This window comes from Martelella endophytica, from assembly GCF_000960975.1.
GTDB lineage: Bacteria > Pseudomonadota > Alphaproteobacteria > Rhizobiales > Rhizobiaceae > Martelella > Martelella endophytica.
The window spans coordinates 1825471-1841215 of record NZ_CP010803.1; the positions used below are offsets into that span (position 1 = coordinate 1825471).

A 15745-nucleotide genomic window follows, 5' to 3' on the forward strand; every position below is an offset into this window, starting at 1 on the left:
GCAGTGATCACTCCGCCGCTTCGCGCAGATCCTTCTGCGCGATGTCGGCCTCGACGATCGCAAGCGTCGCCATGTTGACGATGCCGCGCGAGGTCACGGAAGGCGACAGGATGTGCGCCGGAAGTGCACTGCCGAGCAGGATCGGGCCGACATGCAGCGCATCCAGCATCGATTGCACCACCGACATGGTGATGTGGGCGGCGTCGAGCGAGGGGAAGATCAGCAGGTTGGCTTCGCCCGAAAGCGTGCTGTTGGGCATGGCGCGGTGACGGAATTCCTCGGAGATCGCGGCATCGCCCTGCATCTCACCATCGATTTCGAGATCCGGCATCCGTTCGCGCACGATGGCGAGCGCTTCGCGCATGCGCGCGGCGCTCTCGGAATCGCGGGATCCGAAGTTGGAATGCGATACCAGCGCCGCCTTCGGCACCATGCCGAAGCGGGCGACGGCATTGGCCGACTGGATGGTCGTTTCGGCAATCTCCTCTGCCGTCGGGCAGAAGGTGACGTGCGTGTCGGCAAAGAAGGTGGCACCGCGGTTCGAGATCAGCAGGCCGAGGCTCGAGAAATCGCGGACGTTCTCGCGCTTGCCGATGATGTCGGAAATATCGCGCAGATGTCGGTCGAACCGGCCCTCGACACCGCAGAGCAGCGCATCGGCATCGCCGCGCTTGACGGCAAGCGCGCCGATGACCGTGGTGTTGGTGCGCACGATGGTGCGGGCGCGGTCCGGTGTCACCCCGCGACGGGCGACGTGGGCCAGATATTCATCGACATATTCGCGGAAGCGTGAATCGCTTTCGGGATTGATGAATTCGACGTCTTCGTTCAGGCGCATGCGCAGGCCGTAGCGCTTCATGCGGGTTTCGAGCACGTTCGGGCGGCCGATCAGGATGGGTTTGGATACGCCCTCCTCGATCAGCACCTGGGCGGCGCGCATCACCCGCTCGTCTTCGCCATCGGAGAAGATCACGCGTTTCGGTTCGGCGGCCTTGGCGGCGGCAAAGACCGGCTTCATCACCAGGCCGGAGCGGAAGGCGAAGCGATTGAGCTGGTCGAAATAGGCCTCGTAATCCTCGATCGGCCGTTCGGCGACGCCGCTTTCGGCAGCAGCACGGGCAACGGCGGGCGCGATGCGCAGGATCAGCCGCGGATCGAAGGGGGAGGGGATCAGGTAATCCGGGCCGAAGATCAGCGGCTCGCCGCCGGTTGCCTGGCGCGGCACTTCCCAGACCTCTTCCTTGGCGAGGCCGGCGATGGCGCGCACGGCGGCCATCTTCATTTCCTCGTTGATGGTGCGGGCACCGCAATCGAGCGCGCCGCGGAAGATATAGGGGAAACAGAGGACGTTGTTGACCTGGTTCGGGAAGTCCGAGCGACCGGTACAGATCATCGCGTCCTCGCGCTCGGCACGGGCGAGGTCGGGCATGATCTCCGGCACGGGATTGGCGAGCGCCAGCACCATCGGCCGGTCGGCCATCTGCTTCAGCAGCGCGGGTTTCAGCGCACCCGCGACCGAGAGGCCGAGGAAGACATCGGCGCCGGCGATGTGATCGGCGAGCGCATGGGCATCGCTTTCCTGCGCATAGACAGCCTTCCACTGGTCCATGTTGGTTTCACGGCCGGGATGGACGAGGCCATCGATATCGAAGACCCAGATGTTTTCGCGCTTCGCCCCAAGCGAGACAAGGAGGTTAAGGCATGCAAGTGCTGCAGCGCCCGCACCGGAAGCGACGATCTTGACGTTTTCGATCGACTTGCCGGCAAGCTCGAGGCCGTTCAGGATCGCGGCGGCGACGATGATGGCAGTGCCGTGCTGGTCGTCGTGGAATACCGGAATCTGCATCTTCTCGCGCAGGATGCGCTCGACCTCGAAGCATTCCGGCGCCTTGATGTCCTCGAGGTTGATGCCGCCGAAGGTGGGCTCGAGCGCAGCGACCGTCGACACCATTTCGTCAATGGTGGGCGCGTCGATCTCGATGTCGAAGACGTCGACACCGGCGAATTTCTTGAACAGCACCGCCTTGCCTTCCATCACCGGTTTGGAGGCGAGCGGGCCGATGTTGCCGAGACCGAGAACGGCGGTGCCGTTGGAGACGACGGCGACGAGGTTGCTGCGCGAGGTATACTTCGCCGCATCGCCCGGATTTTCGTGAATGGCAAGGCAGGGCGCGCCGACGCCCGGCGAATAGGCGAGCGCCAGGTCGCGCTGGTTGCCGAGCGGCTTGATGGCCTGGATTTCGAGTTTTCCGGCGCGGGGATAGCGGTGGTAGAACAACGCCTGCGACTGCAGATCATCGGCGGTCGTCGTCTTGTCCGAGTTCTCGCTCATCTCATTTTCTCCTTGGCCGGCCTTTGCTGCGCGGTTCCTCCTGGGTTGCGCGACTATATGGGCGGCTCTTGCGAACTGCAATCCGCCGGCAAGTGCGGGCAGCGTTTTTGTCCACTATCGGCTTACCATGCATCGCCGGCGATGACGCAGTGTTCACCGGGAGCGATATTCCCCTGGCTACTTTTTTGGGTATTGTGCCTCGACCTGAGGTACCCTGTTTAAGGCGTCACCCATAAAAACGGAGTCAAAGCATGAATCTCAACAAAGTGCTGCAGCCGCTGGCGCCTTACTTCCTGGCCCTGCTGCGCGTCGTCACGGGGCTTCTGTTCCTGGAACACGGCACCCAGAAACTTCTTCATTTCCCGGTGTCGGATTTCCATCCGCCGCTCTTCTCGCTGCTCGGTCTGGCCGGCGCCCTTGAAATCGTCGGTGGTGTGCTGATCATTCTCGGCCTCTTCACCCGTCCGGCGGCCTTCATCCTGTCGGGCATGATGGCTGTTGCCTATTTCATGATGCATGCACCGAACAGTTTTTTCCCGGCGCTGAACGGCGGCGATGCGGCGATCCTGTTCTGCTTCATCTTCCTCTACCTCGTCTTCGCCGGTCCGGGCGCCTTCAGCCTCGACGGCAAGCGGAAGTAACGCGTTCAAACGTGCGAAAAAGCGATTTCGAATGAAGGCGGGCCCCTGCGGCCCGCCTTTTTCTTGTCTGCCAGCTTGGCTTGCCTTCGGAATTCGGGTCTTTCCGCGACAAGCGAAAAGCGTTAGGGCTCTTGGCGCGCGCGAATGAACAAGAAAGGAGCGGGCCATGATGCCACGGCAATACATCATCCCCGGCATGATGATACGCGACATGCTGGTGCCGGTCCCGCTCGACTGGGCCAAGCCAGAAGGTCCGATCATCCAGATTTTCGTGCGCGAGATCGTCGATCCGATGCGGCGGCGCGAGCAGCTTCCGGTGCTCTGCTTTCTGCAGGGTGGGCCGGGCGGCAAGAACCCGCGTCCGGTCGCCGGCGGGCCGCCGTGGCTGAAGGAGGCGCTGAAGACCCATCGCGTCATCCTTATCGACCAGCGCGGAACCGGCAAGAGCGCCCGCATCGACGCCACCACCATGGCTCGCTTCGAGACGGGAGAGGCGGCGGCCGACTATCTGATGCATTTCCGCGCCGACAGCATCGTTGCCGATTGCGAACATGTGCGCAAAAACCTGATCGGCGACCAGCGCTGGGAAACGCTCGGCCAGAGCTATGGCGGCTTCATCACGCTCACCTATCTTTCGAAGGCGCCGGAAGGGCTTTCTGCCTGCTATGTGACTGGGGGGCTTTCCGGCATCAGCGCCACGGCGGAGGACGTCTATCGCCGTACCTATCCACGGGTGATGGCGAAGAACCGCGCTTTCCACCAGCGCTTCCCGCAGGACGCTGCCCGGCTTGACCGCGTTGCCGACATGATTTCGGCAAACGATGTCCGCTTGCCTGACGGCGATCGGCTGAGCGTGCGCCGTCTGCAGACGCTCGGCCTCGGGCTCGGCATGGCGCCGGGCTATGACCAGCTGCATTTCCTGCTCGATGATGCCTTCGCCGATGCCGACGAAAGCCGGTTCTCCGACGGATTCCTGTTTTCCGTCATGGCTGCGACCGGTTTCGACGACAATCCGCTGTTCGCGCTCGTCCACGAGAGCATCTACGGTCAGGGCGCGGCGCCGACGGCCTGGGCGGCAGAGCGCGTGCGCGCCGAGTTCCCCCGGTTTGATCCCGCTCGCAGGCCCCTGCTTCTGACCGGCGAGATGATCTATCCCTGGATGTTCGAGGAAATCCGGTCGCTGCGGCCGTTCCAGGCTGCCGCGGAAGCGCTTGCGGCGCGTGGCGACTATCCGCCGCTCTACGATGCGACGCGGCTTTTTGCCAACGACATCCCGGTTGCCGCGGCCGTTTATTTCGACGACATGTATGTTGATTCCGCGTTCTCGCTCGACACCGCCGCAAGGCTCGGAAATTGCCGGGCCTGGGTCACCAATGAATACGAGCACGACGGCGTCCGCCAGGGGCCGGATGTCTTCCGCCGTCTGATGCAGACGGTGCGGGAAAACGGCGGGCCGATCTGAGCCGACAGTCGGGGCCAACCCTAAGGGTGGTGCTCGGCCAAGCCTTCGGGTGAGACGGCGGGTAAAGCAAGCGGGCGGTCGGACGCCCGAAACCGTGGCTTGTGGCTGGTGCCGCCGCCACCGGCCATGGTCTCCGCATCGAAGACTTCATAGCGGTCACGCCCGGCATTCTTGGCGGCATAAAGAGCGATATCGGCGTTGACCAGGATTGCGTTCTCGTCGTCTTCCATTCCGGGGGTGTAGCAGGCGATGCCGATGCTGACGGTGAGAGCGATCTCCCGTTCGCCGATCCGGAACACCTCACCGCGCAAGGCCTCGGAAAGGCGCTTGGCAAGCCCGATGGCGCTGGCTTCGTTGCGATCGCGCATCAGCAGGCAGAACTCGTCACCGCCCGTCCGGGCAAGTAGATCCGAAGGTTCCAGTTCGCCGACGGCGATTGATGTAAAATGCTTGAGAGCGCTATCACCGGTTGCGTGGCCGTAGCCATCGTTCCAGCGCTTGAACCGGTCGATGTCGATGATCATGATACTGTAGACACCCTGCTCGGCACTCGCCAGCGCATGGGTTGCCTGAAGCTGGTGCATGAAATGTCGCCGGTTCGAGATGCCGGTCAGGTCATCCTGCCGCGCCTCGGCCTCTGCATCGGCCAGCCGTCCCTCGATCATCATCACGGCAATGCCGAACAGCAGCAGAAGGGAGGCGGAAAACATCAGCAGCCGCGCATAGAGGTGCATCGGCATCAGCGCAGGCGAGGGATGGGCCGATAGACCGAGCATAGCGCTTGTGGCGGCGCCAAAGAGTGCAGCGATGACAAAAACGATCGCGCTCGCTGCCGCAAGGCCTGTGCCGGGCCCGAGCGCGCGGCGAGGAAGGAGCACGGCAAGCAGCGCCAGCATGATCAGGGCCAGGGCTTCGAGATAGATCGCCTCGCGCAGCAGCCATCGCTCCCGGTAGAAGGCGAGCACGGCAAGCGCGAAAGCCATCAGCACCAGAAGCAGCCGCCGATCGGTCGGCAGCGCAAAGAAAGCGCGGATGCCGATCAGGATCAGGCTCAGGCCGAGAAGGACACTCGCTTCCGCCACGACGCTCATCCAGCCTCCGCCATATGACGACTGGAACACGGAAACAGCAGCACCGAAGCTGAGCAGAAGGCTTGCGGCCAGAAGATAACGGGCCAGAGGGACGCTCCGGCCGCGGAAGCCCGTCGATGCCCAGATCACGCAGGAAAGCAGCGCGGCAGCAAGCTCCACCATGTGAAGCGTGTTCAGATCCAGAAGCGGCAGCATGCAGTCCTCAGGTGACGGAATGGCGGCGGCGGGCAAATGTCGAAGGCCGATCGGTTCTCACCCATATAGCCTGATTGTGAGATTTTTCTATCGATTAACCTTAATAAACATGTTCAATCCTTGCTCAGGCCGTCTTTAGCGTCGGTCAGACGTCCGTCTGACGCCCCTTGAACGACTTGGCGAGCAGAAACATCTCGACCGATTCGGAGCGGGACGCCTGCGGTTTCACGTGGACGACCTGCTTGAAATTCTGTTTCAGCATGGTCAGCAGATCCTGCTCGGCGCCACCCTGGAAGGTCTTGGCGAGGAAGTGGCCCCCTTCGGCCAGCACTTCGACGGCGAAGTGGGCGGCAACCTCGCACAGGTGCATGGTGCGCAGATGGTCCGTGCGTTTGTGGCCCGTGGTCGGGGCTGCCATGTCGGAGATGACGAGATCGGGCGGACCGTCGAGCGCTTCCGTGAGAAGCGCCGGAGCGGCATCGTCGAGGAAGTCCATCTCGAAGAACTTCACGCCCGGAACCGGCGCCATTTCAAGGAAATCGATCGCCGCGACGCGGATGTTGTCATCCGACGAATTCGTCACCTTCGCCGCGATCTGCGACCAGCTCCCGGGCGCCGCACCGAGATCGATGATCCGCCGCGCCCCCTTCAGGATATGGTGCTTCTCATCGATCTCCAGCAGCTTGTAGGCGGCGCGGGCACGAAATCCCTCGGTCTTGGCGCGCTGCACATAAGGGTCGTTGATGTGACGTTCCAGCCAACGGCGCGAGGAGGCCTTGAGCTTGGTCTTCTTCACCTTCTGGCCGATCTTGCGGCCGGTGCGTACGGGTTTTGCCGGCGTCTTGGCCATGATTGCTATCCTCAGTCTGAATGGTTCTGGCGGTTGAAGCCGTTCCGGCGGCGCGGGCGGCGCCAGACGCCGTCACGCATCATCATGTCGGTCAGGATGCCCTCGCGCAGGCCGCGATCGGCGACCCGCATGCGCGGCGCCGGCCAGCGGCGGCGGATGGCCTCCAGAATGGCGCACCCGGCCAGGACGAGATCGGCCCGGTCCGGCCCGATGCAGGGGTTGGCGGCCCGGCCGGCGAAATCCCAGGAGAGCAGCTTTGCCTGCATTGCCGAGACCTCGTCATCGGAAAGCCAGATGCCATCCACCTTGCGCCGGTCATAGCGCGGCAGGTCGAGATGGACGCCGGCAAGGGTTGTCACCGTTCCGGAGGTGCCGATGAGGTGGAAGCCGTCGCGGGCATCGCCGCATTCGATCTCCGGGCAATGGAAATCGCCCAGCAGGGCCTCGACTTCCCGCACCATGGTCTCGAACACTTCCGGCGTCACGTCGTGGCCGCCGTAACGCTCCGACAGCGTGACCACGCCGACGGGTAGAGAGGTCCAGTGCGAGATGTGGTTGGCAAGCCGCTGCGAACGCTGACCATCGAGCCGGATGACCGCGATCTCGGACGAGCCGCCGCCGATATCGAAAAGCACTGCCGCGCGGGTCTCGCGTCCGATCAGCGAGGCGCAGCTCGAGACAGCAAGGCGCGCCTCGGTCTCGCGGTTGATGATCTCGAGCTCGAGCCCGGTCTCCTCGCGCACCCTTGTCAGGAAGGCCTCGCCATTGTCGGCTGCCCGGCAGGCCTCGGTCGCGATCAGCCGCATGCGGCGCACGGCGCGGCCCTTCAGCTTGGCGGCGCAGAGCGACAGCGCCTCGATGGCACGGTCCATGGCGTCCGGCGACAGGCTTCCCGTCGCCGCAAGACCCTCGCCGAGCCGGACGATGCGCGAAAACCCGTCGACGACGCGGAACTGGTGGCTGCGGGTCGGCTGGGCGATCAACAGGCGGCAATTATTGGTGCCGAGATCGAGTGCGGCATAGAGGCGGTGGTCGGGATGACGCTCGCCATGGTGCCGGCCGCGATGCGCGCCGCCAGCGTCAGGAGAGCTCGTCTTGTGCGATGGTTCCCGTGTGGTCGTGTCAGCCGGACGAGCCTCGCCGCCAGGCGCACGCGCCGGCGGAGCCTGATGGGCATCGGCAGTCTGCTGGGCCGTTTCCACGCGCTTGCAGCCATCTGCGCCGAGCGGTCCGCGCGCATGTCCCTTGCGCCGCCGCCGGCGCTTGTGAGAAGGCGCACTGGTCTGCTGGTTCTCGGCAGCATCCGCCTTCACGGCTTGCTGCGGGGCATCGCCATTGCCGCCATGCCGTCGCTTGCCGCGGCGACGCTTCTTCCTGCGTTTTCCGACAGGGGCATCGCCGGCCGATGCCGGGACATCCCTTGGCTGCGGTGCTTGCGCACCGCCACCATGAGCGGGCACTGCGGCGGCCGCCTTCGTGCGGCCTTTCCGTGATCGGCGGCGTGGCGGAGTGTCGCCATTGCCACCATTCGTCAAGCGCACCCCGCCATCTGACAGCCTGCCGCTGTTTTGGGGGTCTTCCACTTTGTCTGTTCCATCGCGCCGCGCAAACATAAGCTCGCGACATGGCGCTCATACGATTTTCAAGTTGACCCATCATAGCAGTGCGTCAGGACGAGGCCAATGCCTTTTGTGCGCTGCGCCGAAACCGCCCGCGCGCGTCGTCGTTTCAGGGCGAGGGCCGGCGGCGGCGATCTCGCCCGCAACGAAGGAAAAAGCGACACAAAAATTTTGCCTCCACCCCTTGGCAATCCCGCTCATTTCTGTTTATAAGCCCACCACACCGACGCGCCGGGCGCGTTGTTGGGGAATAGGTTAACGGTAGACCCACGGACTCTGACTCCGTTAGTCCTGGTTCGAATCCAGGTTCCCCAGCCAAATCCTTCCGTTATTTTTACGCCTTGTTGTCGCTTCGCTCTAAACGCGCATCGCGGTATCCTTTGATCGCTGCTACTGGGGCGTGACCGCGAATTTGCCATCTTGTGTTTCCTGCATGCCGTCCACCGGCGAGGGGCTACTGCTTTCCGGTGTTGCTAGTCCTGCGTGTGGCAGTTGCCGACGGACACGCTGAATTACGCCTAAATCCATGGAGAATATTGGAAAAACCGCAAGAACGGCGTCGTTTTACCAAAAACAGTCTGAGGTTTTTCCGTGCTTCAAGCTAAGGTCAAGGAGGAGCCCGCGCGCACGATTTTGCCGCGGGCTTAGCCTATCGACATGAGTGGGGAACGGACGTGGTCAGCAAAATCCGAAGCGCCAAGGCGGCAGCTAGCGAAAGCATGCGTCGGAAATCCCGCACTAAGTGGATCGCCTCGTCGCTCCTGTTCCAGTCGACGGCCCTTGCCGGGACGTTGGCCGGTGTGCCGGTGCCGTTCTATTCCAGAGGCTATACGAAGGCCTATGCGGCGGCGACGTGCGATCCCTCTTCGACGAGTTCCGTGGTCAACAATACCAGCGCTGTCAGCTCGACGACCTTTACCTGCACGATCTCGTCAAGTTCCACGCTGACCGCGCCGCAATATGCCTATGGCGGGGCCTACGCCGCCTATCAGAATCTCCAGTCCTATCAGTTCGGCTATTACAAGCGGAACCAGTATTTCTATAACACCACGTTCCAGCGCATCCCCCACGGTCAGCCGGGTCTGAACATCACGCTCACCAATAGCGCCACTGTCGACGTAACCGCTAGCGCGGCGACGTCGAGCCTGATTTCATCGAGCACCGCCAGCAAATATCTCTACTTCCAGCGGTCGACCCAGACGAATGGCATCTCGGTCGTGTCGCTCGGCAGCAATGCGTGGTACACGACAGGCAATGGCGGTGTGGTCGGCAGCGGCGGCAATGGCGGCAACATCACGATCACGAATACCGGGTCTATTACCAGCAGTGCTGGCGGCGGCATCTATGCGCTTTCGCGCGCCGGCGACGGGCTGCAGGCCTACAAGGGAGGTGTCGGCGGCGCGGTCTCGATCGTCTCCTCCGGCGATGTGTCCGGCTCGACCTCTGGCATCGCGGCGATCAGCCAGGGCGGAACGTCGAGCGGTCCCGTGCCGGGCTACTACGCCAAAGCGACGGCCGGAAAGGGTGGCGCGGTGACCGTCAAGGTCTATGGCGACGTTTCCGCCACGACCTCCGGACCGGCCGTGCTTGCGGCGTCCTACGGCGGCAACTCGCCGCGCGCCAAAAGCCGTTTCTACAAATACGAATACCAGATCGCCTACGATCTGGAGACCACGCAATTCGAGGGTGGCGTAGGCGGTGATGGCGACAGCGTCGGCCTTTATGTCGGCTCGTCCTCGAATGCCTTTTCGGGCACCATTTCCACGGTCTCTTCGGGCAAGGTCAATTCCGATACGGTCACGCGCGCGACGGGCGCTGCGCTCGCTGCCACGAGCATTGGTGGCCAGGGTATCAACACCTATTCGTCCGGCTATTATAACTATTACAGCGGCGGCAATGGCGGCGCGGTCACGGTCAAGGCAGAGGCCAGTTCGTCGGCGCTGATCACGACGGCGGGCGCCGGTTCCCCGGCCGTTCTGGCGCAGAGCGCCGGCGGGGCCAGCCCGGCCGATACCAGCACCTTCAACACCTATCTTTCAGGCTATACCGGTGGCGACGGCGGTGCCGTCACGGTCGGTCTTTCGGGCGGCGGCAGGATCGTGACCAGCGGCGACAATGCCAGCGGCATCGTCGCCCAGTCGCTTGGCGGCGCCGGCAAGTCGACGATCGACGATTCGACCTATGGCAATGCGGGCTCCGCCGGCACGGTCTCGGTCACCACGGATTTCGCGATCACCACCAAGGGCGCCTATTCGCACGGCATCGTCGCCCAGTCGGCGGCGGCGGCCTTCGGCTACGGCATCTACAGCTATGACGGCAACGGCGATATCGTCTGGGGCGATGTGAATGACGCCTCGACCGGCAGCGACAATGTCACGGTGACAAACAGCGGTGCGATCAACACCTATGGTACATCTTCGCACGGCATTGTCGCCCAGTCGATCGGCGGCGGCGGCGGCGTTCTCAATGCGACGGCGAAGCTCGAGACGACGAGCGGTTTCGTTGATACCAAGGCATCGCAGACCGTTGGCTCCGGCAACAGCAAGGCCGCCGGCTCGACGGTGACGGTCACCAACAACGGCAACATCACGACTCATGGCGGCACCACGACCACCGATACGCTGAGCGTCGGCGGCACGGCGCTGACCGGCGGCATCGGCATTCTTGCCCAATCGATCGGCGGCGGCGGCGGCATTGCCATCGGCTCCGGCGCGACTGGGATTCTCGGCGGCTCCGGCGATAGCGGAACGGCGGGCTCGGCGGGTGGCGGGGTCTATGTCACCAATACGGCCGTGATCACGACCAATGGCGCGGAAGCGCACGGCATCGTTGCGCAATCGGTCGGCGGCGGTGGCGGTATCGGTCAGAATGGGTACGGTTTCCTGTCCGCGATCGGCGGCAAGGGCGGCAATGGCGGAGACGGCGGTACGGTCACGGTGACCAATCCCGGAACCATCAACACCAACGGCGATTACGCGAGTGCGATCATCGCACAGTCGATCGGCGGCGGTGGCGGTACGGGCGGCAAGGCCAGTTCCACCGGCATCCTGGTATCGATTGCCGTCGGCGGACAGGGCGGCGGTGGCGGCGATGGCGGGTCCGTGACGCTGGAGCGGGAAGACGGCAGCGCCATTTCGACCACGGGTTATCATGCAACGGCCATTCTGCTGCAGTCGATCGGCGGCGGCGGCGGCTCGGGCGGCGCGGCGAAGGCCACGTCCGGCGGGCCGGACTTCTCGCTCTCGATAGCGACCGGCGGTGGCGGTGGCAGCGGCGGCCAGGGTGGTGGGGTGTACGGGCATATCGGCGGGAAAGTCGTGACAACCGGCTCGGACTCCGTCGGCGTGCTGGTGCAGTCGATCGGCGGCGGCGGCGGCGATGGCGGCGGCTCGACGGCCAAGGCGATTGCCGCCGGCATTCCCGACAATGAAGAGGGTGGCAGCTACTCGCTGGCGGTCTCCATATCGCATGGCGGGACCGGCGGGTCCGGCGGCGATGGCGGCAAAGCCGAGGCCTGGATTGAGGACGGTGCCTCGATCGGCACTGCCGGCGACGGTGCATCGGCACTGGTCGTTCAGTCGATCGGCGGCGGCGGCGGCAATGGCGGCGATTCAACGGCTGCATCGGGAACCACATCGCTGCAGGGCCTCGTGGACAAGGTCAGTGGCGGCGCGGTGGACCTGGAAGGCAAGGCGGTATCGCTTGCGATCGACGTTTCCCATGGCGGTTCGGGCGGCGATGGCGGTTCGGGCAGCGAGGCCTATGCCCACAATCTCGGCGCGATTTCGACTTCCGGTGACTTTTCCTATGGCATGCTGGTGCAGTCGATCGGCGGTGGCGGTGGCTCCGGCGGAACCGGCGAAAGCGATTCCCTCAGCACCTTCGGCGATTCCAAGTTCAGCGCCGGCGTCACGCTTGGCGGCAGCGGAGCGACGGCCGGCGATGGCGGCGTTGCCAAGAGCGGCGTCTCGGCCTCGGGTTCGATCAACACCTCCGGCAGCAATGCGAACGCGCTCGTTGCCCAGACCATCGGCGGCGGCGGTGGCACCGGCGGCAGCGGAAGTGGCGATCTCGACGCCGACAATGCCGTGTCCCTCGGTTTCGGCGGCACGGGCGGTGCCGGCGGCGCCGGAGGCACCGCCTATGCATGGAACGCCGGGAAGATCGTCACGACCGGCGATGCCTCGGACGGTGTTCTGGCGCAGTCGATTGGCGGCGGCGGCGGTACCGGCGGTTCCGGCACCAGCTCCATCTCGCACTCCACCGAGGTCAAGAAGGAACTCAAGAAATGGGAAAGCGCCAAGCTGGCCCTCAAGGCGGGCCTCGATATCGACAGCACGCTTTCAGCGACGCTGGGTGCCTCTGGCGGTAGTGGCGGTGATGGCGGGACTGTGATCGTCGGGCTGCCGGAAAAGGGCCAGACCGACTTTTCCTATGGCACGATCACGACCTCCGGCACGACCTCCCATGGTGTCGTCGCGCAGTCGATCGGTGCCGGCGGCGGTTCGGCCGCGGTTTCGTCCAACCAGAGTGCCGCGACTTTGGGTGCCGCCATCGACGGCCTCGATCTCAGTGTCGATGTCAACCTGTCGCTTGGAACCGCCAACACGGCAGGCTCGACCGGCAGTGGCGGACAGGTGAGCGTCTATGTCTCCGATACCTATACGTCCGGTTTTTCGTCGATGGGCGTGGTTGCCCAGTCGATTGGCGGCGGCGGCGGGATTGCGACCTCAAGCGGCTATGCACCCTCATCGCTTTCTGTCGTGCTCGGATCACACACGAAGGCGGACAACGCCATCAATACCGGCGGCACTGTCGGTGTGGAGCTTCTGAGTGGCGAGAAGATCGTCACCTCGGGCGATAATTCGAACGGCATCATGGCCCAGTCGATCGGCGGCGGCGGCGGTCTCGCAATCGCCGCGTTCGGCACGGATACTGCTGCAAACGACGACACGACGTCCGATGTACTGGATATCACGCTTGGCGCCGAGGCGGTCTCCTCGAATATCGGCGATCTCCAGAGTGGCGCGGTGACGGTCACGGGCAAGGGGGCTATCGCCACCAGCGGCACGCGCGCCATCGGCATCGTTGCCCAGTCGATCGGCGGCGGTGGCGGTTTCATTGCTGCCTCCAGCACCAGCATTTCCTCGGTAAAGTTTGCCGCGGCGCAGTATTCCGGGGTCGCCTACAGCGCCAACGTCTCGCTCGACAGCGGCTCGATCCAGACTTCCGGCGATGGCGCTGCGGGCATTGTCGCCCAGGCGATCGGTGGTGGTGGCGGCTTTGCCGCCGATCTCTCGTCAGGAAAGATCAATACCTATTACGTCTCCGCGAGCGATACGACATACGGCTACAACACCAGTTCCGGAGGCGCATCGCAGGGCGTCAATATCAGCGTCGATTCGAATTCCTCGATCTCCACGACCGGTGGCTATGCGCACGGCATCATCGCCCAGGCGATCGCCGGGTCGGGTGGCATCTGGCAGAAGAACGGCAAGGTCTATGCTGGGTCGCTCTACCGGAGCAGCTATTCTTTCTCGGGGTTCGTGGACATCACTGTCGACGGTTCGGTCAAGGTCGAGGACGAGCATGCCTGGGGCATCTGGGCGCAGACGCTCAACCGGGAGATCACCGTCACGGTGGGCGCCTCGGGGTCGATCAGCGGGTCCAACAGCTCGGACGAGAATGGCGGCGCCATTCATGGCGCCTCCGCCAGCAGCGGCAGTTTCCAGCTCTACAATTCCGGCAGCATCACCGGCAATGTCGTGACCTCGAAGGCTGGCAAGGAGACCTACGCGAAAGACTTTACCTCGACGTCGTCGGCGAGCGCGGACGGTGCCGTCAGTCTTTCGACAGCGGCTCCTGCGGGCAGCGCCCTGATGCTCAACAGCGGAACCGGTACGTTCACGACCGGCGCCATTGCCGGGCTCGATACGGTGCTCAATGCGGGCGCGATCAATGTCGGCGGAGAAGGCACGATCCAGCAGACGGTGTTCTCGGGCGATCTCGTCGGCGTCGGCACGTCGTCTGCCGGCAGCGCCTATGATGCTGCCACGATCGGACTGTCGCCGCAGTTCTCGACGTTCGACTATTACACCCGGGCAGCAAAAAACAGCTGGCGCACGGCGGATGCCAGCAAGGGCGGCCTGATCACCGGGCTCGATGTCGACATGGAGAACGGCACGGCGGACGCGCTGCTGGTATCCGGCGATTTCGCCGGCACCTGGGGCATCGACGTCAACGGGGTTTCGCTGCTACCGAACACCCGAACAGATTTCCTGCAGGTTAAGGGAACAGATACGTCCGATATCAGTGTGCTGTCGTCTCTGGTGTTCGATTTCACCGACGTCAGTACCTCATCCAAGGGCTGGACCGGCTTTTCCGTGGCCGATGCCCATTTTGCCAATACGGGTGTCTCGCTTGGTCGAAACGCCACAGAAATCACGACGGCAATGCAGCAGGTCTGGGACACGGTCGAAGACGGCAGCGCTACGGATGTGCAGGTCGGCGACGACGAGATTTCGCTCGGTCAGGTGTTCGGTGCCTTCCACCAGTCGACGCCGAAGAGTTTCTCCGACATGCTGCTCGAGCTCGCCTCCGAGGCAACGACGGCGCCCATGGCGGAATCGCCCTCGGCGGCCATCGCCGCGGCCAACAATGTTTTATCCTGCCCGGCCTTCGCGGTCACCGGCGTGATGATGGACGAGGGCTCCTGTACCTGGGGCCGACTTTATGGGAGCGGCGCCGAGCAGGGCATGGTCGGCGATTCCATGGGCTACCAGAAATCGGGCGGCGGCCTGCAGGCCGGCGGCCAGAAAGCGTGGGGCGACGGCTGGTTCACGGGCGCCGGGTTGACCTTCGAGAACGATTGGTTCCGCAACGATGCGGGAACCGAGAAGCTCGAGCAGCAGTCGCTGTCAGGTGCGGTCTCGCTGAAGAAGGAGATGGGCCCGTGGCTGTTCGGCCTCGTCGGCGGTGCCGGCTATAACTGGGGCGATTCCACCCGCTTCATCAGTCTCGATACGCTGCGGGCGACGGCAAAGGGTTCGCCGGATTCGGCGATGTTTTTCGCCCGGGCGCGGGCGTCTTATGAGTTCGCGCTCAGCGATGAATACTACATGCGTCCACGGGTCGATTTCGACGTCGTCAACATGCACCAGTATGGGTATGACGAGACCGGGGCGGGGGCACTGAACCTGATGGTCGATGGCAATTCGGACACTGTCTTCAGCGTCACGCCGGGGATCGAGTTCGGAGCGCGGCTGCCGTTCCTTCAAGACATGCCGGCGCGGCTTTATGGCGATCTCAGCGTTTCGTTCCTGTCGAATGACGAATGGGAGACGACGGCGCGGCTGGCGGGCATTTCCTCGATGGACAGTTTCTCGACGTTCACGCCGATTGCCGATACCGTCGGCCACCTCACGCTCGGCCTCGATCTCGCCAAGCGCCAGGGCATGGAGTTCCGGATCCAGTATGAAGGATCGTTTGCCGACTCCTACCAGTCGCATGTCGGGTCTATGCGTTTCGGCTATCGGTTCTGATACCCCGCGGCGGC

At 63.9% G+C, this 15745-nt stretch carries 7 protein-coding genes and 1 tRNA gene; 4 read left to right on the forward strand and 4 right to left on the reverse strand.

Features of this window, described 5'->3' with window-relative positions; translation table 11 throughout:
• Positions 1–7: 7 nt before the first annotated feature.
• The gene (locus TM49_RS08310; RefSeq protein ID WP_045680478.1) at positions 8–2332 is read right to left on the reverse strand and encodes an NADP-dependent malic enzyme; all 2325 of its coding nucleotides are present in this window, start codon (positions 2330–2332) and stop codon (positions 8–10) included.
• 251 nt (positions 2333–2583) lie between these two features.
• On the opposite strand from TM49_RS08310, the gene TM49_RS08315 reads away from it, so the two are divergent.
• The gene (locus tag TM49_RS08315; RefSeq protein ID WP_045680479.1) at positions 2584–2973 is read left to right on the forward strand and encodes a DoxX family protein; all 390 of its coding nucleotides are present in this window, start codon (positions 2584–2586) and stop codon (positions 2971–2973) included.
• Between the two features lie 169 nt (positions 2974–3142).
• Positions 3143–4435, forward strand: a complete 1293-nt coding sequence (locus TM49_RS08320) for an alpha/beta fold hydrolase (protein ID WP_045685001.1) — start codon at positions 3143–3145, stop codon at positions 4433–4435.
• Between the two features lie 20 nt (positions 4436–4455).
• Here the strand turns inward: TM49_RS08320 and TM49_RS08325 are convergent, their stop codons facing one another.
• From TM49_RS08325 to TM49_RS08335, 3 genes are all read right to left on the reverse strand, one after another.
• Positions 4456–5721: a GGDEF domain-containing protein gene (locus TM49_RS08325; protein ID WP_045680480.1), complete on the reverse strand. Its 1266-nt coding sequence runs from the start codon at positions 5719–5721 to the stop codon at positions 4456–4458.
• 145 nt (positions 5722–5866) lie between these two features.
• Positions 5867–6571, reverse strand: a complete 705-nt coding sequence (locus TM49_RS08330) for an RlmE family RNA methyltransferase (RefSeq protein ID WP_045680482.1) — start codon at positions 6569–6571, stop codon at positions 5867–5869.
• Positions 6572–6582: 11 nt separating this feature from the next.
• Entirely contained in the window at positions 6583–8154 is a 1572-nt protein-coding gene (locus TM49_RS08335) for a Ppx/GppA phosphatase family protein (protein WP_052700023.1), read from the reverse strand.
• Positions 8155–8434: 280 nt separating this feature from the next.
• On the opposite strand from TM49_RS08335, the gene TM49_RS08340 reads away from it, so the two are divergent.
• Positions 8435–8508, forward strand: a tRNA-Gln gene (locus TM49_RS08340).
• A 356-nt stretch (positions 8509–8864) separates the two neighbouring features.
• Positions 8865–15731: an autotransporter outer membrane beta-barrel domain-containing protein gene (locus tag TM49_RS08345; protein WP_082074672.1), complete on the forward strand. Its 6867-nt coding sequence runs from the start codon at positions 8865–8867 to the stop codon at positions 15729–15731.
• Positions 15732–15745: the final 14 nt, after the last annotated feature.